General features: G+C 69.6%; 16 protein-coding genes. 5 read left to right on the top strand and 11 right to left on the bottom strand.

Translation table 11 applies throughout. The features are described from left to right. Positions 1–22: 22 nt before the first annotated feature. The 3 genes from ACGF2V_RS19795 to ACGF2V_RS19785 form a co-directional block, all read right to left on the bottom strand. Complete coding sequence (locus tag ACGF2V_RS19795; protein WP_362707329.1) at positions 23–2,320, bottom strand: hypothetical protein; 2,298 nt, start codon at positions 2,318–2,320, stop codon at positions 23–25. Then, positions 2,320–2,766: a hypothetical protein gene (locus tag ACGF2V_RS19790; RefSeq protein WP_362707331.1), complete on the bottom strand. Its 447-nt coding sequence runs from the start codon at positions 2,764–2,766 to the stop codon at positions 2,320–2,322. Before ACGF2V_RS19790 ends, ACGF2V_RS19795 begins: the two co-directional genes overlap by 1 nt. Before the next feature lie 247 nt (positions 2,767–3,013). Continuing rightward, positions 3,014–3,583 carry a hypothetical protein gene (locus ACGF2V_RS19785; RefSeq protein ID WP_362707333.1) on the bottom strand — a complete coding sequence of 190 codons (570 nt, stop codon included), beginning with the start codon at positions 3,581–3,583 and terminating at the stop codon, positions 3,014–3,016. A gap of 443 nt (positions 3,584–4,026) precedes the next feature. Here ACGF2V_RS19785 and ACGF2V_RS19780 point away from each other — a divergent pair, with 443 nt between their 5' ends. From ACGF2V_RS19780 to ACGF2V_RS19765, 4 genes are all read left to right on the top strand, one after another. Beyond that, complete coding sequence (locus ACGF2V_RS19780; RefSeq protein ID WP_362707335.1) at positions 4,027–5,688, top strand: hypothetical protein; 1,662 nt, start codon at positions 4,027–4,029, stop codon at positions 5,686–5,688. A 434-nt stretch (positions 5,689–6,122) separates the two neighbouring features. Further along, positions 6,123–8,138: a hypothetical protein gene (locus ACGF2V_RS19775; protein ID WP_362707338.1), complete on the top strand. Its 2,016-nt coding sequence runs from the start codon at positions 6,123–6,125 to the stop codon at positions 8,136–8,138. A 336-nt stretch (positions 8,139–8,474) separates the two neighbouring features. Beyond that, positions 8,475–9,116 (top strand): helix-turn-helix domain-containing protein, encoded by a 642-nt coding sequence (locus tag ACGF2V_RS19770; RefSeq protein ID WP_362620747.1) that lies wholly within the window; start codon positions 8,475–8,477, stop codon positions 9,114–9,116. Between the two features lie 89 nt (positions 9,117–9,205). Then, positions 9,206–10,003 (top strand): S16 family serine protease, encoded by a 798-nt coding sequence (locus ACGF2V_RS19765; RefSeq protein ID WP_362620746.1) that lies wholly within the window; start codon positions 9,206–9,208, stop codon positions 10,001–10,003. Between the two features lie 235 nt (positions 10,004–10,238). Here ACGF2V_RS19765 and ACGF2V_RS19760 read toward each other — a convergent pair whose 3' ends face one another. The 8 genes from ACGF2V_RS19760 to ACGF2V_RS19725 all read right to left on the bottom strand — a co-directional run bounded on the left by ACGF2V_RS19760 (position 10,239) and on the right by ACGF2V_RS19725 (position 17,530). Continuing rightward, positions 10,239–11,546 carry an MFS transporter gene (locus ACGF2V_RS19760; protein ID WP_362707341.1) on the bottom strand — a complete coding sequence of 436 codons (1,308 nt, stop codon included), beginning with the start codon at positions 11,544–11,546 and terminating at the stop codon, positions 10,239–10,241. Next, complete coding sequence (locus ACGF2V_RS19755; RefSeq protein WP_362707343.1) at positions 11,543–11,749, bottom strand: hypothetical protein; 207 nt, start codon at positions 11,747–11,749, stop codon at positions 11,543–11,545. Before ACGF2V_RS19755 ends, ACGF2V_RS19760 begins: the two co-directional genes overlap by 4 nt. Positions 11,750–11,942: 193 nt before the next feature. Then, positions 11,943–12,551, bottom strand: coding sequence for a winged helix-turn-helix domain-containing protein (locus tag ACGF2V_RS19750; protein ID WP_362620741.1), 609 nt, complete (start codon positions 12,549–12,551; stop codon positions 11,943–11,945). Between the two features lie 69 nt (positions 12,552–12,620). Further along, positions 12,621–13,586, bottom strand: a complete 966-nt coding sequence (locus ACGF2V_RS19745; RefSeq protein WP_362707345.1) for a glycine betaine ABC transporter substrate-binding protein — start codon at positions 13,584–13,586, stop codon at positions 12,621–12,623. A gap of 239 nt (positions 13,587–13,825) precedes the next feature. Next, positions 13,826–14,845 (bottom strand): ABC transporter permease, encoded by a 1,020-nt coding sequence (locus ACGF2V_RS19740; protein ID WP_362707347.1) that lies wholly within the window; start codon positions 14,843–14,845, stop codon positions 13,826–13,828. Continuing rightward, positions 14,842–16,041, bottom strand: coding sequence for a betaine/proline/choline family ABC transporter ATP-binding protein (locus tag ACGF2V_RS19735; protein WP_362620863.1), 1,200 nt, complete (start codon positions 16,039–16,041; stop codon positions 14,842–14,844). Before ACGF2V_RS19735 ends, ACGF2V_RS19740 begins: the two co-directional genes overlap by 4 nt. Before the next feature lie 179 nt (positions 16,042–16,220). After that, positions 16,221–16,868: an ABC transporter permease gene (locus ACGF2V_RS19730; protein WP_362620738.1), complete on the bottom strand. Its 648-nt coding sequence runs from the start codon at positions 16,866–16,868 to the stop codon at positions 16,221–16,223. A 188-nt stretch (positions 16,869–17,056) separates the two neighbouring features. Beyond that, the gene (locus ACGF2V_RS19725) at positions 17,057–17,530 is read right to left on the bottom strand and encodes an Lrp/AsnC family transcriptional regulator (RefSeq protein ID WP_073783402.1); all 474 of its coding nucleotides are present in this window, start codon (positions 17,528–17,530) and stop codon (positions 17,057–17,059) included. Between the two features lie 134 nt (positions 17,531–17,664). On the opposite strand from ACGF2V_RS19725, the gene hppD reads away from it, so the two are divergent. After that, on the top strand, positions 17,665–18,810 hold the full coding sequence (gene hppD, locus ACGF2V_RS19720) for a 4-hydroxyphenylpyruvate dioxygenase (protein WP_362707350.1): 1,146 nt from the start codon (positions 17,665–17,667) through the stop codon (positions 18,808–18,810). The last annotated feature ends 37 nt before the right edge of the window (positions 18,811–18,847 follow it).

The following is an 18,847-nucleotide window of genomic DNA, read 5'->3' as shown; positions in this document are numbered from 1 at the left end:
TTGTGCGTGTTCGGTCGTCCGGTCAGTCCTTGTACGGGGCCCGGCCGCGATAGTCGTCCTGAGCCGAACCGGTGTTGAGGTAGCTGCTCTCGATGTCCCTCGTCCAGTTCTGAGGATCGCCACTCTGGTTCCATTTCGGGTTGCTGTCGATGTAGGCGTCATAGGCCTTGCCCAGATCGTTGGCGCCCTTTCCGTAGAACTGCTCACTGGTCATCTGCGACTTCTCCGTGGCGTCCTGCTCGGATTTGTCGATGCTCTTGTCGACCTCGTGGCCGATGAATGTATTCACCATGTCGCCGACCTTGTCCGCCGCCACGGGGGCGACCACCAGGGCCGCGGCGGTGGAGCCGGGCAGCGGGATCGCCGCGATTCCGCCTCCCACCACCACGCCGGCGCCCAGTTTGACCCAGTCCCCGGACCGGCCGAGAGACTTATTGGCCTGCTCGGCGTCGTCCTTGTACGTGGTCTCCGCCTGCTGCACGCGTGAGTGGTCCAGGATGCCGCGTGCCTCCGCGCCCGTCGTGAGCGCGTCCTTGGCGCGGTTGATGTTCTCCTCACTCGTGGCCGGGTTGGCGTCCAGAGCACTCAGCGTGTAGAGGTGCTGCGCCGCCGTGACGACACCGTGCGAGGTCTCGTCCTGCCCGAGCACGCTGAGGAAGTTGATGGCTCCCTGCTCGCCGAAGTTCGCCCGTCCTTGGTACTTGGCGGGGAAGGATTCGCTGTCCTTCCCGTGATCCCCGATTCCCGACAGGCTGTAGTCGATGTCGTCGATGTACGCCGCGCCCATCTTCCCCAGGCTGTCCGCCAGTTGTGACTGCTCGTGCAGCATTTTGGGGCCGTCCTCGCTCCCGTACAGGAACGCCACCTGCTCCATGACGCCTGCCGTCGCAGCCGTCCGGTGGTCTCTGCTGCCGGGGACCATCGGGTCCTTGCCGGACATCGGGTCGGCGTCGTACGCGTATCCGGTGGTGGCCGCTTCCAGAGCGTGACCGAGCGAGTCATGGCCGGCGATGACCTTGTTGTCGCCCTCGAAGGTGGCGTCCGGGAGCCAGATGCGGTCCTTGGTCAGGTACTTGAGGTGAGCGTTCACCTCGTCTTCCTTGTCGACCGTCGCCCCCGCCCCGTCAGGCTGTGCGAAGAACTGGGTCGAGGCGTCGGGGTTGTGGCCCAGGGCTTCCAGGAAGCCGGTCATCGGGTCCCGGCCGCGGTCGTTCTTGCCGTAGAAGTTGAGGTCTCCCTGATTCCAGTTGTTGATCCAGGGACTCATGTCCTTGACGTTGCGTTCCTTGTCGTAGGCGATGAGTTTGTCGCCGTAGTCGTTGAGGAACTGGTCGTCGTAGTCGCCGAAGCGCATGAGGTTGCTCATGACGCCGAAGCCCGTCGGGTCGTTGGCGTCGTCGATGCCGAGCCGGTCCGGGCCCAGCTTCACCATCTTCTCTTCCCAGCCCTGCATCTTGTCGCTGTCGGAGAGCGTGGCCGTGCCCAGTGTGATGCCGAGATTCTTCTGGAGCTGCTTCGCCTGTTCGAGGAACTTCGGGTCCCTCCCGAGGCCCTGGTACGGGTCGGCGACTCCGGCGTAGAACTCGAGAACCTTCTTCGGTTCCACCTGAGTGGCGAACTGCTCGGCGAAGAGTGGGTCGTTCTTGTATGCGGCCAGGGTGGTGTTGAGAGTGTTGAGCTCGGTCAGCGTGACGTCGTGCGGGTTCTTCTTGAGGATCTTCCCCGCCTTCTCCGCCTCCGCCACCGCCTTGGCCGCGGAGTCGCGGTCCGAGTAACTGGCGCCGGAGAAGCCGTATGTGGCCTGGTCGACGATGAGGGTGAGTACCTTCGCCGCCGATGTGTCGCTCTCCGTGGCCTTCTTCAGAATGTTCTGGATTTCGTCCCGGAACGCTTCGACGTCCTGCTGGGTGTGCTCAGGCAGCGTGGTGCCCTTCGCCGCCCGGTCGGGGTGGATGTTCATGGTGACGGTGAAGGATCCCTCGCCTGTGTCCTGGACGGTGAGGTTCTTCTGCACCCCGCGGTGGATCGCGTCGTTGAGCTGTGTGCGGTATCCGACGAGCTCCCCACGGGTGTCGGTGAGGATCTTTGTGATGGTTTCGGCCTGGGTGTGGGCGTCGGCGAATTCTCCGGCCGTCTTGTCCACGAAAGTGCGGGTCACGGTGGCGTTTTCACCGGCCCAGTTCGCTTTGTCCGACTTGGCTTTGAGGTCGTCCTTGGCGTCACCCTGGAGGGTTTTGAGCTTTGCGACCATTTGTTCCCAGTCGGTGATGGCCGCGTCCAGGTCGGAGAAGTTCGCGAAGCGCAGGGAGTCGAGGTCCATCAGTGGCCCGGCCTCTCGTCGAAGCCCTTGTCGAGCGTGTCGATCTTGCTGATGACCGTGCTGATGTAGACCTCGTCGCCGGCGTGGGCGCCCTTGGTGAAATCGAGATGGTTCGAGATGTGAGCGCAGGCGTCCAGCAGGGAGCGGACTTGGTCGATCCACCGTGAGGCCACGTGATCGAGGGCTGCGCCTATCGCGAAGGTCTCCGCCTTGAGGCTTCCGGCGGCCTTCTGGGTAGCGGCGCGGGCGTGGCTACCGGCCTTCTCGAGATCTCCACGCATTCGGTATGCGGTATTGCCGATCGCCGCCAGGTCCTGCTGATTTACCTTCAGATCGCCCTGGGGATTCGGCCCTCCGCCGCCTGGTTCGACCTGGTTTAATTGCGTCTGAGCCGAGCGCCTCTCTGCCGCGTCGGATTTGAGCTGCTCCCACTCGTCCCACGCCACCGGTGGTTACCCCCATAGTCCCAATGATTCCCGTACGTCGCCCCTGTGGGCGATGTGTGGTGTGGCACTTTATCAATGAGGTTGGTAACGGTCGTGAGAGTTGACCATGAATTGAAGGATCAAACGCAAGAGTGAGGCGGCTCCCGTGACGTGCCGGCCCGGGGCGGGGGCAGTGGTCCTCACCCCGGGCCGGCGTTGTTCGTGCGGATCGGTGCGGTTGCCGGACGGATGGACACCGGGCGGACGGTTACCAGACGAACGGTGCGGACTGGTTGACCGTGGCCACACACTGAACCGTGGCCGATGTCGGGGATGAGGTCACGATCTGCAGGGACCAGTTGGTGGCGCTCGGTGGACCGGGCAGCACCGCGGAGTTCGTGGTGTCACCCGCCGCCAGGGTGCCGGAGGTGAGCTTCAGCGGGCCCAGGGTGATCGGGTTGCCGCCGCTCAAGCCCGGGTTGGTCTTGCCCGAGAACTGCACCTGGCTGCTCGTACCGCCTGAGGTCTTGGTCAGCTTGAGCGTCGTCGTGATGCTGTTCGGGTCGGCGCTGGTGCCCGGCGGCATCTTGATCGAGGTGGACGTGATCTTGATGGTCTTGGACGTGCCCGAGTCGGCGGCGGTCAGGGTGGCGAGGCCGCTGCCCCAGGCGCCGCAGTCGTACGTGGCCGTCGCCGTGAGCGGGGTCACGGCGTGGGCCGTCGGCGCCAGGGCCAGCGCGGCGGCCGCGGAACAGGCCGCGGCCAGCACCAGCGGGACGCGGACGCTTCTTCGGCTCGACGCCCCCGACGTGGGTGACGGTACGGGAATGATCGACATGGCGGGATGAACCTCTCTCGACTGGGCTCGGAGATCCGCGGAGTAACGGAATCACGGAGCCGTGAAATGCGGAATGGTGGGCACGCGGAGTGGTGGAACCACGGAATCACGGATTCTCGAGGAGCGGATCGATGGATTCGCGGTTCGCGCATTCGCGGATGCGTGGGGCGGAACGGAAGCTCCGGGTGGATGGCGAGGTGCGATCATCCGGGCGCATCCGCCTGTCCCTCGGCCTGTCTGTTCGCTTGTTCCTGCCGGGCCCGGCATGTCGGGTGAGTGAAACCATGATCTTCATAGATGTCAAGAGATGTCGACCAGTACAGGAAAAATCCTCGTGAAATGCCTTTCGGGCATTTCGAACAAGGATCATTCCTTTCTCTCTTGACTTCTCCGCATGCGCCCTCCTCAATGTGCCCAATCAACGGGCCATGGAGGGGTGTCTGGTGATCCGACGACGAAGACCCGGCGCGACCGGGCTGCTCGCCGCCTGTTTCGTACTGCTGCTGAGCGGTGTCGGGGTCGCCGCCGGGGACGGGGCCGGGAACGCCGGGTCCGACGGCTCGGCAGCCGCACGGCTGGATGCCGGTACCGTCACCCCGACCGTCCACTGCGTCCTGCCCGCCGGGCAGGGGGAGGCGACCGGGCCGCAGGAGATGACCGTCGAACTGTCGCCCGCCGTCGTCGCGCCGGGCGGCAGGGTGCACGCGAAGGTCACTCTGGGCCCGTCCCCCGCGACCAGCCAACTGGCCCTGGAGGACGTGCCCACCATCCCCAGTCTCGACCTGGCGATGTCCGGCGGGGCCACCGGCACGGTCACCGTGCGGGGCGCCGAGTTCACGATGGACGTCCCGGCCGGTAAACCCATCGAACTCCCGCCCTACGAGGGCGACTTCCTCGTCCCGGCGAACGCGTCCGGCGCGGTCTCCTTCGCCCCGGTTCGTACGCTGACGCAGACCAAGGTGCTCGGCTCCGTCTTCGAGACGCCGTGCGACGTGGTCGGCGGGGGCGGTTCCGTCGGCACCGTCACGGTGGAGGGCACCGGTGCCGAGCCCGCCACCCTGACCGCCCCCACCGACCCCGTACGCCCCAACACCCCTGTGGCGCTGGGTGGTTCGGGATGGACCCCGGGTGGCACGCCGGTGCCGTCGCTCTGCGCGGCGGGCGGTGGCGGCTGCGATCCGCTGAAGTTCAGCGGCAACGACCTCACCATCGACGCCTACGGAACGCTGCACGGTACTGCCACCCTCGCCCCGGCCGGGGCGGTGCCGGACGGCAGGTACGAGGTGAAGGTCAACGACGGTACGAAGGAGGCCACCGCCTCCCTCACCGTCGAGGCCGTCGCGGCCGGCAATCGGGAGATCTCGCTCTCGCGGGACAGCGGACCGGTCGGCACGGTGATCACGGTCAGCGGCAGGAACTACAACCCGGACCGCTGGATCAACGTCGTCGGCCTCGATGCGACGGGCACCGGGATCGACGACAGCGCGGTCTACGTCAAGAGCGCCCCGGACGGCACCTTCGCCGTCGAGTTCACCGTGGTCTCCGACGCGATCACCGCAGTCCAGGCCGACGAGGGCAACGACCCGGCGACCGTGCGGACCGCCCCGTTCAGCGTCACCACGGACGGCGGCGGGGGCGGCAGGGCCGACCAGAGACTGACCACCTCGGTCCGGGCCGGAACCCTGTCCATGGTCCAGGACGGGGACGTCGTGGACTTCGGTACGACGGTCCTGGGCACCGGCAGCGGCGTGCAGCGCTCCCGGCTCAACCGGGTCGAGGTGGAGGACGCGCGAGGTGTCGACAGCGGCTGGTCCCTGACCGCCACCCTCACCGGCTTCACCAGCGCCGACGGCGGCACCATCCCGGCGGACGCCGTCCGGTGGACGCCGAAGTGCGCGGCCCGGGACGGCAGCGTGGGGACACCGGTGGCGGGGTCGCCCGCCGCGCTCGGGAGCCGGGCGGCGAGCCTCTGCCGGATGGACCCGGACGGGTCGCGTCCGTTCACCGGCGGCCGGTTCGACGCCGACGCCGATCTGACGCTGAAGGTGCCCGGATTCACCCGGCCCGGGGACTACAGCGCCACCCTGACCCTCACGCTTCTCTGAGATCCGTCCTCTTCTCCGAGACCCGTCAGGGGGGAGGGCCCCGGAGGCACCCGCCCGCTCCGTATCGCGAGGGAGCGGGCGGGCGCCCGCCCATTCACATCGGGCGCCCGCCCATTCACATCGGGCGCCGCCCTTTCACATGCGGGCGCCGCCCTTTCATATGCCGACCTTTGCGGAGAGAAGCCCTGGTCGCGTGAGCCCGGGAACACCGGCCGCGTGAGCCCGGGAACACCGGCCGCGTGCGGACGACCCCTGCCGCATGGCCGGATACCCCGGCCGCGTGAGCACAGCACCCCGGCCGCGTGAGCACAGCACCCCGGCCGCGTGAGCACAGCACCCCGGCCGCGTGAGCACAGAACCCCGGCCGCGTGAGCACAGCACCCCGGCCACGTGTGAAGAGAACTCCAGCCACGCCCCGATCACGGAGGAGTCTTATGTCCGTCCGACAGAGACCGAGAAGACCGAAGGGCGCGGATACGGTGCTGCGCCGCGCCGTCGCCCTTGCCGCGGGCACCGTCCTCGTCTGGACCGGCGGGACCGTCGCGCTCGCACCCCAGGCCCATGCCGGCACAGTCACACCGACCGTCCACTGCACGCTGCCCGCCGGGCAGGGGGAGGCGACCGGGCCGCAGCAGATGAGCGTCGACCTCTCGCCCGCCGTCGTCGACCCCGGCGGCAGGGTCCACGCCAAGGTCACCCTGGGGCCGTCCCCCGCCACCAGCGGACTCAGCCTGAACGACGTGCCCACCACCCCCAGCATCGATCTCGCCATGTCGGGCGGTGCGACCGGCACGGTTACCGTCACCGGGCCACAGGTCAGCCTCGACATCCCGGCCGGGAAACCCATCGAGATACCGCCGTACGAAGGGGACTTCCTCATCCCCGCCGACGCGAAGGGCCCGATCTCCTTCACTCCCGTACGCAATCTGACACGCACGAAGGTGCTCGGCTCCACGTACGAGACCCCGTGCGAGGTCGTCAGCGGCGGAGGGTCCGTCGGCACCGTGGACGCCGAGGGCACCGCAGGACTTCCCGCCACCCTGACCGCGCCCGCCACCGCCGTCCGGCCGTCCACCGGGTTCGCCCTCTCCGGCAGCCTCTGGACTGCCGGCGCCACCCCCGTGCCGTCGCTGTGCGCGGCGGACGGCGGCGGGTGCGACCCCGGCAAGTTCGTCTCCAGCACGCTGGCCATCAGCGCTCTGGGTGAGCTGAGCGGGAGCGCGGTGCTCGCCGACGCGGGCGCGGTGCCCGACGGTTCGTACCTGGTGAAGGTCGGCGACGGCACGAAGGAGGCGACCGCGCCCCTGACCGTCAAGGCGTACGTGCCCGGCGGGCCCAGGGCCATCACGCTCTCCCGCGGCGGTGCGCCGCTCGGCAGCGTCATCCGGGTCACCGGCGACAACTACCACCAGGACCGGTGGATCAACACCGTCGGCCTGGACGCGAACGGGGCGACGCTCGACGACACCGCCGTCTACACCAAGAGCACACCCGACGGCACGTTCGAAGCCGACTTCACCGTCTCCGACCCGGGCATCGCCGCGATCCAGGTCGACGAGGGCAACGACCCGGCGACCGTACTGACCACGCCGTTCACCGTGACCGACGCCTCCGCGACGCTCTCCGCGGGCGCGGCGAAGGTCAAGCCGGGCGGGACGATCTCCGTGTCGGGCGGCGACTGGCCGTCCGGCACCACACCCTCCGCCGCACTGTGCGCCGCCGACGGCAGCGCCTGCGACAGCGCCCGGATCAGCGGTTCGACCCTGCGGATCGACGGGGAGGGGAAGCTCACCGGAACGGTGACGGTGGCCGGTTCCACCCCGCGCGCGACGTACGCCCTCCAGATCACCTCGGGCGGGGCGCAGGCCCTCACCCCGCTGACCGTGGCCCCGACCTTCGTCGTCCTCACCCCGTCCGCGGGCCCGAAGGGAACCGCCGTCACCGTCCTCGGACAGGGGTTCGCACCCGTCGCCACCGTGTCCATCGTCGGCCTGCGGGCCGACGGGTCGCAGACCTCCGACGCGGTGCGGACCAAGGTGGTCGGGCTGGACGGGGCGTTCTCGCAGACCTTCACCGTCGAGGCCGCCGACACCGTCGCGATCCGGGTCCGGGAGGTCCTCGTCAATCCCCGGACCGAGACGGCGGCGTTCACCGTCCAGGACGGGTCCGTCCCGTCCGGGCCGGAGTTCGCGCTCTCCCCGCCCGAGGGTCCCGTCGGCACGGTGGTCCAGGTGTCCGGCCGGGGCTTCGCACCCGTCGCCACGGTCTCGGTGACCGGGCGCACCGCGGACGGGAAGCAGACCTCCGACTCCTACGTCACCCGGGTCGTCGGACTCGACGGCAGCTTCGCGCTCAACTTCACCGTCCGAGACCCGGCGACCAGAGCGATCAGGGCCTGCGAAGTCCTCGTGAACGGAAAAGTTATACAGCGGTCGTTCACGGTGAGTTGACGACCGCTCGCTCCACGTGCACGCAGGGGTTCCGAGGCGTCGGCCGACCTGGACGCGCGTAGACGTCCCGGCTCCGGCCGCCGCCGCGCTGACCGGCGCATACGCTCCCGTGCCCGGTTCGGCTCCCGGCGGACGCCCGGATTCTGGACGAGGTCTTCCGCTGAGCGGACTGGCTCGCTACTGTCCCCCGAAATGAACGCTCCGTGGCAACGCCGCCGCGGAGCGCAGCCGGTGTCCTGGCCAGGCAGGCGGCCTCTCCGTGCGCCGCCGACGGGACCGGTGGCCGCAAACCGTGGGAACCAGCCGCCGCCGCTCACCACAAGAGGAGAGGGCGTCGTGACCGCTGAGACCTCCCAGACGCTCGACCGGGGACTGAGAGTCCTCAAGCTGCTCGCCGACACCGACCACGGCCTGACCGTCACCGAGTTGTCCAACAAACTCGGCGTCAACCGAACAGTGGTCTACCGTCTGCTTGCCACCCTGGAACAACACGCCCTGGTGCGCCGCGACCTCGGCGGCCGGGCCCGAGTCGGCCTGGGCGTGCTGCGCCTGGGCCGACAGGTGCATCCGCTCGTCCGGGAGGCGGCGCTGCCCGCGCTGCGGTCCCTGGCCGAGGACATCGGGGCCACCGCCCACCTCACGCTGGTCGACGGCAACGACGCGCTGGCGGTGGCGGTCGTCGAACCGACCTGGACCGACTACCACGTGGCCTACCGGGCCGGCTTCCGTCACCCGCTGGACCGGGGCGCCGCGGGCCGGGCGATCCTCGCCGCCCGCCAGAAGCCGACGGGCGGGGCGGCCTTCACCCTCACCCACGGCGAACTGGAGGCAGGGGCGAGCGGGGCGGCTGCCGCGCTGGTGGGGGTGACGGGCGTCGAGGGCAGCGTGGGCGTGGTCATGCTCTCGGACGCCATACCCGAACGGGTCGGACCCCGGGTGGTGGACGCGGCCCGGGAGGTGGCGGAGGCGCTGAGATAGCGCCGAGGCAGGAGCGGGAGAGGACCCGGGAGCACCTGCCCACGCCACCGAGCCGTCCCGCGCCGCGTGCGGGCGGTTAGATTGGGCGGGTGCTCACTCGCCTCACTCGTCTCTCGCGCCCCCGTGCCCTCGCCCTGTGCGCCGTGCCCGTCCTCGCCCTGTTCGGCGTGGCCGCGTTCACACCGCTGCCGTTCACGCTGGCGCAGCCCGGTACGACCGCGAACGTGCTCGGGGACGACCACGGCACCCCCGTGATCAGCGTCAAGGGCGCGCCCACCCGTACCACCAGCGGCGAGCTGCGGATGACGACGATCGTCGCGACCGCGCCCACCGCAGACGTCGGTGTCGGCGACGTGATCGACAGCTGGTTCCGGACGGACCGTGCGGTCCTGCCCCGCGACTCGGTCTACCCGACCGGCGGCTCCGAGAAGGAGATCGAGAAGCACAACCTCGAAGACATGAAGAAGTCGCAGAACTCCGCCGTCGACGCGGCCCTGAACCACTTGGGCAAGCCCAAGGGCTCGGTCGACGTCACGCTGCACCTCGCCGATGTGGGCGGTCCCAGCGCGGGTCTGTTCTTCGCGCTCGGCATCGTCGACAAGCTCGACGGCGACGGCTCGGGAGGCGATCTCACCGGCGGCCGCACGATCGCGGGCACGGGCACGATCCAGCCGAACGGCAAGGTCGGGCCGGTCGGTGGGGTCTCGCTGAAGACCCAGGCGGCGCGCCGCGACGGTGCCACCGTCTTCCTCGTCCCGAAGGCCGAGTGCACCGAGGCGCGCTCCGAACTTCCCGAGGGCCTCCGGCTGATCCCGGTCACGACCTTGAACGACGCGGTGTCCTCGCTCCGGGCGCTGGAGCGGGGGCACAAGGTCCCGAGCTGCTGACCTCGGCCGTTCACCCCGGTCGCCGCCTCTGCCTCCTTGGCCTCACCCACGAGGGGCAGCGCGTCGCAGCGCCTGGAGCCTCCGCCTCCCGCGCTGTCGTCAGTCGCGATGTTCCCCGAGCTCTCGGCCTCGCACGAGCAGGCCAGGCCCCATTCGCCCTCACTGCCTCGTCCGCCGTGGATGCGAAGGACCCGGACACCGCTCCTTCTCCCCCTGTCCCTCGTGGGTGAGGCCGTCACTTCTTCACGGCCTGCCGCGCCGTCGTCGGCTCCGGCTCCGGTGCCGTCCCGGGCCCGGCGGCGTCCGCCGCCTCGTCCATCGTGCGCCACACCGGGAACACCAGCGGGCTCAGCGTCGCCAGCAGATACACCCCGCCCATGGCGAGCAGCGCGCCCCGTGCGCCGGCACCCTCCACCATCAGGCCCGCCGCGAGGCCGCCCAGCGGCATGGCGAGTTCGCCGCCCGCCGTGAGCACCCCCGAGACCCGGCTGCGCAGTTCATCGGGCACGCTCCCGTAGATCACGGTCGTCAGAACCGGGTTCAGCACCCCGCCCGCGATGCCGCTCAACACCATGGTCACGGCGAGCGGCGCCGTCGTCCCGGTCAGTGCGGCGACCGCGTACCGGGGCGCGCCGCACAGCACCACGCACACCGTGAAGACGGCCCACCGTGAGAAGCGGTGCCCGAACGCCCCGTACAGCAGCGCCCCGGTCAGTCCGCCCGCGCCGAACAACGCGGTGAGCAGTCCGATGTCCCGGGCGCCGCCCAGCTCCGTGGACGCGTGCACCGGCAGCAGGACGGCGTTCCAGCCCTGATCGGTGCCGTTCATGAAGAGGACCGTCAGCACGATCGCGAGCAGGAGCCGATGGCCCGTCAAGTAGGCGAGGCCCTCGCGTAGTTCGCTGCGGTACGCCCGCAACGAGACAGGGGCCGCGGTCGGGCGGGGCTCGGCCGCGCGCACCCCTCGTACCCCGAGGGCGACCAGCAGCGCGGACGCCAGGAACGTGGCGGCGTCCAGCAGCAGTACGGTCTCCGCGCCGGTCAGGGCGATCAGTAGGCCGGCCAGCGCCGCCCCGACCATCCGGGCGCCGCGCGAGACGGCGTCGAAGAGGCTGGCGGCACGGGCGAGGGTGGTGCCCGCGTGCTCGGCCAGGTCGGGCACGAGGACGTAGCGTGCCGTGTTGCCCGGGGTGTGCAGCAGCCCGTTGACCGCCATCAGCGCACACAGCATCCAGAACGTGAGCAGGCCGGTTCGGTGGAGCAGCGGTACGGCCGCGACGGCGAGGCCGCAGACCAGGTCGGAGGCGACGGAGACCCGGCGGCGCCCGACGCGGTCGATGACGGGTCCTCCGATCAGCGCGGAGACGACGATCGGCAGGGTCGCGCAGAAGGCGACGACACCGGCCCGTCCCGCACTGCCCGTGGTCTCCAGCACGAACCAGGGGACCGCGATCAGGGTGAGCGAAGTCCCGGCCGTGGATATGGAGTTGGCGGACAGTACGGCGGCGAGTGGAACGCGACTTCGGTGCGCCCGGCCACTCATGCCGTGCCGGGCAGGCCGGAGGCGCGGCCCGGGTTTCCGGAGTGGCGGGGCAGGATGCGCAGCCCGGACTCGACGAGGAACCAGCCCACTCGGGTGCGCAGCCCGGTACGGGGGCCGGCCGGGGTGAGGAGGAACTCCGTCGCCTGCTGACGGAGTTCGGCGGACCGCTGGTGGTGCAGCAACAGATGGGCCTCAGGGTGCATGGCGTGTCCTTCCGGTCGGTGAGGTCGTTCGTGCTTGCTGCTTGCTGCTTGCTGCTTGCTGCTTGCTGCTTGCTGCTTGCTGCTTGCTGCTTGCTGCTTGCTGCTTGCTGCTTGCTGCTCGGCTTCCGGTGTTCGGTGGCCGGCCGGTGGTGCGGCGTCCCCGAGGCCGGGCGGCCATCGTCCAGTGGGGGCGTCAGTCGGCGGAGCGGGGGAAGAGGTGCACATGGCTGCGGACGGTGACCGCGCCCTCGGTGCCCTCCGGAACCCGGCCCCGATAGCTCTCGATGAGCTCGTGCATCTTCGCGATCAGCTCGGCGGAGAGGTCGGGGGTCAGACGGAGCTTGAAGTCGCTGGCCTCCCAGGCCCGTTGCCACGCCTCGGGCCACTCGTGCATCGTGCCGAGCCAGGTGTTCAGCTCCTGGGCGTGGTTGTTGGCGATCTCGTGGAGCACGACGCCGATGGCGCCGCGCACGTCGGGATCCGGGTGGTTCATGAACCGGCCCGTGTTGAACGCGGTGCCCGCGTGGACGGCGCGCCACCAGCGTTCGCGGCCCTTGCCGCGCTCCGGGTCGTCCTCGACGAAGCCGTACGAGGCCAGTTGGCGCAGGTGGTAGCTGGTGGCGCCGCTGGATTCGCCGAGCCGGTCCGCCAGACCGGAGGCGGTGGCGGGGCCGAACTCCCGAAGGGCGTTCAGCAGGCGCAGGCGCAGTGGGTGGGCGAGCGCGCGCAGGGTGCGGGCATCGACCGTATGGATGTTCAGTTCCTCGGCGGGGTGCTCGCCGCCGTCTTCTCTCGCGGGCATGATGCAACCGTAAGCTTGCAAAGAAGTCTTTGCAAGTATTTCTTTGCAAGGGATTCTTTGCAACTTCCGTCAGTCGCTCTTGATGAATCCCTCGCGGATCAGCCAGTCCTTCGCCACCTGGTGCGGGTCCTGCCCGTCCACGTCCACCTTGGCGTTGAGTTCCTGGGCGACCGCGGTCGTCAGCTTCCTCGTGAGCGGGTCGAGGAGCTCCGCGATCTGCGGGTACTTCCGGAATGTCCCGGTGTGGACGACGGGCGCGGCGTTGTAGTTGGGGAAGAAGCGCTTGTCGTCCACGAGCACGTCCAGGTTCATGGCCCTGACCCGGCCGTCGGTGGTGTACACCTCGCCGAGCAGGCAGGAGTGGGACTTCGAGACCTGGGTGTAGATGATCCCGGCGTCCATCTTCTTGATGTTGCCGGCCGGGAGGGACATCCCGTACGCCTTCTGCATGCCCGGCAGTCCGTCGTCGCGGGAGGCGAACTCGTTCTCCACGCAGATCGTCACCGCCGACGGGTTCCGCTTCGCCAGCGCGGCGACGTCGGAGAGCGTCCGCAGGTGGTACTTGGCGTTGTTCTTCCCGCTGACGGCGAGCGCGTAGGTGTTGTTGAGCGTGGACTGCGGCAGCCACGTCACACCGTTCTTCCGGTCCTCGTCCCGCACCGCCCGCCACTGGTTCTCCGGGTCGGGGATCGGTGTCGCGTGGCCGAGGTAGGTGATCCAGCCGGTGCCCGTGTACTCGTACATGGTGTCCGCATCGCCCTTGACGATCGCCTCGCGCGCGCTGATCGAACCGGGCAGGTTCGTCCGGTCCAGCACCTCCGCACCGGCGGCCTTGAGGACCAGGCCGATCATCTGGCCCAGGATGATGTTCTCGCTGAAGTTCTTCGAGGTGACGGTGAGCGAGGCGCCCTCCAGCGGCCGGTCCCGGCCGACCGATCCCGGCCGTACCTCGTCCGCCATCGGCGACCCGCTCTTCAGCCCGCACCCGGAAAGCACGGAGACCAGGGCCATCGTGGTCGCGAGCGCCCCACGCATCCTGCCGTGCACCTGGTGCGACCTCTCCACCCGGTGTGCCTCGCGAACGCCCCGTGCCTCGCGAACGCCCCGTGCCTCGCGAACGCCCTGTGCCTCGCGCACCCGATGTGCCTCGCGCACCCGATGTGCCTCGCGCACCCGATGTGCCTCGCGCACCCGATGTGCCTCGCGCACCCGATGTGCCTCGCGAACACCCTGTGCCGCCTCGCGCACCCGGCGCCTGCCGCGCGGCCCCATCTTCACCCCACCTCCAGTCCGCGCGGTGTCAGCGCCACCTCGACCAGCGAGGCCAGCCAGTCCACCAGCAGCGCCAGCACCACCGTCAGCACCGACCCCAGCACCAGCACCGGCATCCGCTGGGTCTGGATGCCCGAGGTGATCAGGTCGCCCAGCCCGCCGCCGCCGACGAACGTGGCCAGCGTCGCCGTACCCACGTTGAGCACCAGCGCCGTCCGCACCCCGGCCAGGATCAGCGGTACCGCGAGCGGGAGTTCGACCTTGGTGAGCGTCCCCATCGGCGACATGCCGATGCCGCGCGACGCCTCGACGAGGTTCGGGTCGATCGCCCTGAGCCCGGCCACCGTGTTGGAGAACACCGGCAGCACCGCGTAGATCACCATGCCGATGACCGCCGTCGACGGACCGATGCCCAGCCAGATCACCAGCACCGCCAGCAGACCGATCGCCGGGGTCGCCTGCCCGATGTTGGCGATGGCGGTGACCAGCGGCGCGCCCCTGCGCAGTCCGCGCCGGGTCAGTGCGATGCCCAGCGGGATCGCGATGATCAGCACCCAGAACGTCGAGACGGCGGTCAGCTTCACGTGCTGCCACCAGCGCAGCCGCACATTGCCGCCGGTGAGCGAGTTCCGTGCGATCGAGTCGAGGTGGACATGCGTGATCCACAGGTAGGTGACGGCCAGGATCACCACCAGCGCGGCCGGCAGCACCACCAGCTTGCGCCAGGTGATCCGGGGGCGCGGCCTCGACGGCGGGGGAGGGGGCTCCTCCTCCTCGTCGCGGAAGGCATGGCCCTCGACGTCGTGCTCGCCGGGAGGGCGGTCCTTGTCGGAGGAGGGCCCGGGCCGTTCGGAACGTGCCGTGCGGGCGGAGCGCGCCGGGCGACCGGCACGCCGGTTCCGTGCGGGTCCGTGGTTCGACCGGGCCGGTCCGGGGTTCGTGGGCGGCGGGCCCTGGTTCGCCTGCGCCGGTCCGTGGTTCTCTTGCGACGGTCCGGGGTTCGACGGGGAATCGGGACTCATGCGCCGGCACCGCCTTCCAACTCCTGCTCGGTCTGGTGGGCGCGGAGCTCCTCCAGATCGTGCTGGTGCTCGATGGCGGCCAGCCGGTCGGCCTCCAGCAGTTCGTGCACGGAGTTCATCAGGGTGTGCATGTCCACGACCCCGATGAACTCGCCGCGCCGCCCCGTCACCGCGACCCGCCCGCCGCTGTCGGTCAGCACCGCCTCCAGCGCGTCGTGCAGCGTCGCGTCGCGCGTCACCGTGTCGTGCACCAACTGCCCGGCCCGCGCCAGCGAACCGCGGGCCCGCATCAGGTCGCCGCGCCGCAGCCACTTGTACGGGCGGTTCCGGCGGTCCAGCATCAGGATCTCGTTGTGCGGGCCGGTGCGCAGCCTGTTGAAGATCGACGGGAGCGGGTCGTCGACCGTCACCGTCGGGAACCGGGCCACCTCCACATCGCGCACGCGGGTCAGGTTGAGCCGCTTCAGCGCCGCCCCCGCACCGACGAACCCGGAGACGAAGTCGTCCGTCGGATTGGTGAGGATCGCCTCCGGGGTGTCGAACTGCGCGATGTGCGACCGCTCCCGCAGTACGGCGATCCGGTCGCCCAGCTTGATCGCCTCGTCGAAATCGTGGGTGACGAAGACGATCGTCTTGTGCAGCTCGTGCTGGAGCCGGATCAGCTCGTCCTGGAGGTGGCCCCGGGTGATCGGGTCGACCGCGCCGAACGGTTCGTCCATCAGCAGCACCGGCGGGTCGGCCGCCAACGCCCGTGCCACGCCCACCCGTTGCTGCTGCCCGCCGGAGAGTGCGCGTGGATAGCGGCCGTGGAACTCCCTGGGGTCGAGCCCGACGAGGTCGAGCATCTCCTCGACCCGGTCCTTCACCCGCGCCTTCGGCCAGCCGGCCATCCTCGGTACGAGGGCGATGTTCTCCGCGACCGTCATGTGCGGGAAGAGCCCGGACGACTGGATCGCGTACCCGATCTTGCGGCGCAGCCGTACCGGGTCGATGTCGGTGACGTCCTCGCCACCGATCAGGATCCGCCCGGACGTCGGCTCGATCAGCCGGTTGATCATCTTCAGGGTGGTGGACTTGCCGCAGCCGGACGGGCCGACGAAGATCACCGTCTCGCCGGCCCTGATGTCCAGCGTGACGCTGTCCACGGCCGGGCTCGGATGGCCCGGGTACCGCTTCGTCAGGTTGTCGAGGTGGATGGTGGCACCCGAGGCGGCCCCCGCCGAGCCCGTTGCCCTCGGCGCGTCGGCGCTGTCGGCGGCCGCGCTGCCAAAGGCCGCTGCCGCGGGGTCCGTACCACCGGAACCGGCGGGGTGGGGGTCGGCGGTCTCAGACACGGATCCCTCCGGGAGTCTCAGTCACGGATTCCCCGGGAGTCTCAGGCACGGATCCCCCCGGGAATGGTGAGCCGCCCGAGCAGGACGTACGCGGCGTCGAAGAGCAGGGCGAGGACGACGATGCCGATCGTTCCGGCGAGCACCTGGTTGATCGCGTTGGCGCTGCCCAGTGAGGCGATGCCGCGGAAGATCTCGTTGCCCAGGCCGGGGCCGGACGCGTACGCGGCGATGGCGGCGATGCCCATCAGCATCTGCGTGGACACCCGGATGCCGGTGAGGATCGGCGGCCAGGCCAGTGGCAGCTCCACCCGCAGCAGCCGGGCCGGCCGTGACATCCCGATGCCCTTCGCCGCGTCGACGAGCGCCGGATCGACGCCGCGCAGCCCCACGACGGCGTTGCGGACGATGGGCAGCAGCCCGTACAGCGTCAGCGTGATCACCGTGGGCGCCACCCCGAGCCCCACCAGCGGGATGAGCAGACCGATCGCGGCGAGGGAGGGGATGGTGAGCACCGTCGCCGTCGACGTGATGGCCAGCGCCCCCGCCCATCCGCTGCGATACGTGGCGACGCCGATCAGGACCCCGAGCACGGTGGCGATGACCATGCACTGGAAGACGGCGCTGACGTGCTGGAACGCGTCCGTGAGCAGTTGTTGGTGCCGGTTGCCCAGATATTCCCAGAAGCTCACACGCCACTCCTCGGTCTCGGCCCCCATGGCCCGCGGCGTCGACCACAAGCCCACGCAGCCCCTTCCCCGAGCTCTCGACTTCGCTCGAGCACGGCAGGCCCCATCCAAGGGCTTCCGGCCGCCTTGCGATCGCACGCACCGGACGACGCTCCTTCCGGGCAAACCTTGCCGGTCACGGCACTAGGTCGTCAGTCGGCGTCCCCCGCGGCCTGCTCGACGAGCGGGATGACGCGCAAGGGCACCGGGTTCTCCATGACGATGGCCGTGGAGGCCCGGACGATGCCATCAAAACCGACAACCCGGTCGATCACCCGTTGGAGATCGGCGTTGGAACGCGCGACGAGCCGGCAGAGCATGTCCCCGTGCCCGGTGGTGGTGTGCAGCTCCAGCACCTCCGGCACACCGGCCAAGTGGGCCCGTACATCGGCACCTTGGCCCTGCTTGATCTCCAGCGTCGCGAACGCGGTGACGGGGTAGCCGAGGGCCGCAGGATCGACGGTCGGACCGAAACCGCGGATGACTCCATTCGACTGAAGCCGGTCCAGGCGCGCCTGCACCGTCCCGCGCGCCACGCCCAGTCGCCGCGACGCCTCCAGCACACCGATACGGGGCTCGCGGGCCAGAAGCACGATGAGCCGGCCGTCCAGATGATCGATCGCCATGGTCCGCCTCCGGGAGGGCACTGTGGTGGTCATCATGTACAGATAGCCCGCCCATCGTCCCCATGTGCTGTGCAGATTGCCCAGCGATTTCGCGAACTGTTGCGCACCTTGCGGAGCGGAGAGAGCCTTCGGACATGACTGAGACTCTGCACACCACCCCCGACACCGCCCGGCAGGCCGACCCCTTCCCGGTCAAGGGAATGGACGCGGTCGTCTTCGCCGTCGGCAACGCCAAGCAGGCCGCGCACTACTACTCGACGGCCTTCGGAATGAAGCTGGTCGCCTACTCCGGACCGGAGAACGGCGAGCGGGAGACCGCCAGTTACGTGCTGACCAACGGCTCCGCCCGCTTCGTGTTCACCTCCGTCATCAAGGCGTCCACCGACCGCGGTCGCTTCCTCGCCGACCACGTGACGGAGCACGGCGACGGCGTCGTCGACCTGGCCATCGAGGTCCCGGACGCCCGCGCGGCCTACGCGTACGCCGTCGAGCACGGAGCCCGTGGCATCGACGAGCCGTACGAGGTCAAGGACGAGCACGGCACGGTCGTGCTCGCCGCGATCGCGACGTACGGCAAGACCCGCCACACCCTTGTCGAGCGGTCCGGTTACGACGGTCCCTACCTGCCCGGGTACGTCGCTGCCTCCCCGATCGTCGAGCCGCCCGCCAAGCGCACCTTCCAGGCCATCGACCACTGCGTCGGCAACGTGGAACTGGGCCGGATGAACGAGTGGGTCGCCTTTTACAACAAGGTCATGGGCTTCACCAACATGAAGGAGTTCGTGGGCGACGACATCGCCACCGAGTACTCCGCGCTCATGTCCAAGGTCGTCGCCGACGGCACGCTCAAGGTCAAGTTCCCGATCAACGAGCCGGCCATCGCCAAGAAGAAGTCCCAGATCGACGAGTACCTGGAGTTCTACGGCGGAGCGGGCGTCCAGCACATCGCGCTGGCCACCAACGACATCGTCGCCTCGGTGCGCGCCATGCGGGCCGCGGGCGTGGAGTTCCTGGACACCCCCGACACCTACTACGACACCCTCGGCGAGTGGGCGGGCGAGACCCGGGTGCCGGTCGAGACCCTGCGCGAGCTGAAGATCCTCGTGGACCGCGACGAGGACGGCTACCTGCTCCAGATCTTCACCAAGCCGGTCCAGGACCGCCCGACCGTCTTCTTCGAGATGATCGAGCGCCACGGCTCGATGGGCTTCGGCAAGGGCAACTTCAAGGCCCTGTTCGAGGCGATCGAGCGCGAGCAGGAGAGGCGCGGCAACCTCTGAGCCGGCCAGCCGGCCGACGGGGGCACGGGCACGGGCC

This window comes from Streptomyces sp. NPDC047982, assembly GCF_043204165.1.
Lineage (GTDB): Bacteria > Actinomycetota > Actinomycetes > Streptomycetales > Streptomycetaceae > Streptomyces.
Note: the sequence above shows the minus strand (reverse complement) of the source record. Positions and strands in the feature narration are given on the sequence as shown.

What these genes read in the sequence shown, in the direction of transcription:
- ACGF2V_RS19795 (WP_362707329.1), bottom strand. Translation starts at nt 2,320, where the DNA reads ATGGACCTCGACTCCCTGCGCTTCGCGAACTTCTCCGACCTGGACGCG.
- ACGF2V_RS19785 (WP_362707333.1), bottom strand. Translation starts at nt 3,583, where the DNA reads ATGTCGATCATTCCCGTACCGTCACCCACGTCGGGGGCGTCGAGCCGA.
- ACGF2V_RS19775 (WP_362707338.1), top strand. Translation starts at nt 6,123, where the DNA reads ATGTCCGTCCGACAGAGACCGAGAAGACCGAAGGGCGCGGATACGGTG.
- ACGF2V_RS19760 (WP_362707341.1), bottom strand. Translation starts at nt 11,546, where the DNA reads ATGAGTGGCCGGGCGCACCGAAGTCGCGTTCCACTCGCCGCCGTACTG.
- ACGF2V_RS19755 (WP_362707343.1), bottom strand. Translation starts at nt 11,749, where the DNA reads ATGCACCCTGAGGCCCATCTGTTGCTGCACCACCAGCGGTCCGCCGAA.
- ACGF2V_RS19750 (WP_362620741.1), bottom strand. Translation starts at nt 12,551, where the DNA reads ATGCCCGCGAGAGAAGACGGCGGCGAGCACCCCGCCGAGGAACTGAAC.
- ACGF2V_RS19745 (WP_362707345.1), bottom strand. Translation starts at nt 13,586, where the DNA reads ATGCGTGGGGCGCTCGCGACCACGATGGCCCTGGTCTCCGTGCTTTCC.
- ACGF2V_RS19740 (WP_362707347.1), bottom strand. Translation starts at nt 14,845, where the DNA reads ATGAGTCCCGATTCCCCGTCGAACCCCGGACCGTCGCAAGAGAACCAC.
- ACGF2V_RS19725 (WP_073783402.1), bottom strand. Translation starts at nt 17,530, where the DNA reads ATGGCGATCGATCATCTGGACGGCCGGCTCATCGTGCTTCTGGCCCGC.
- hppD (WP_362707350.1), top strand. Translation starts at nt 17,665, where the DNA reads ATGACTGAGACTCTGCACACCACCCCCGACACCGCCCGGCAGGCCGAC.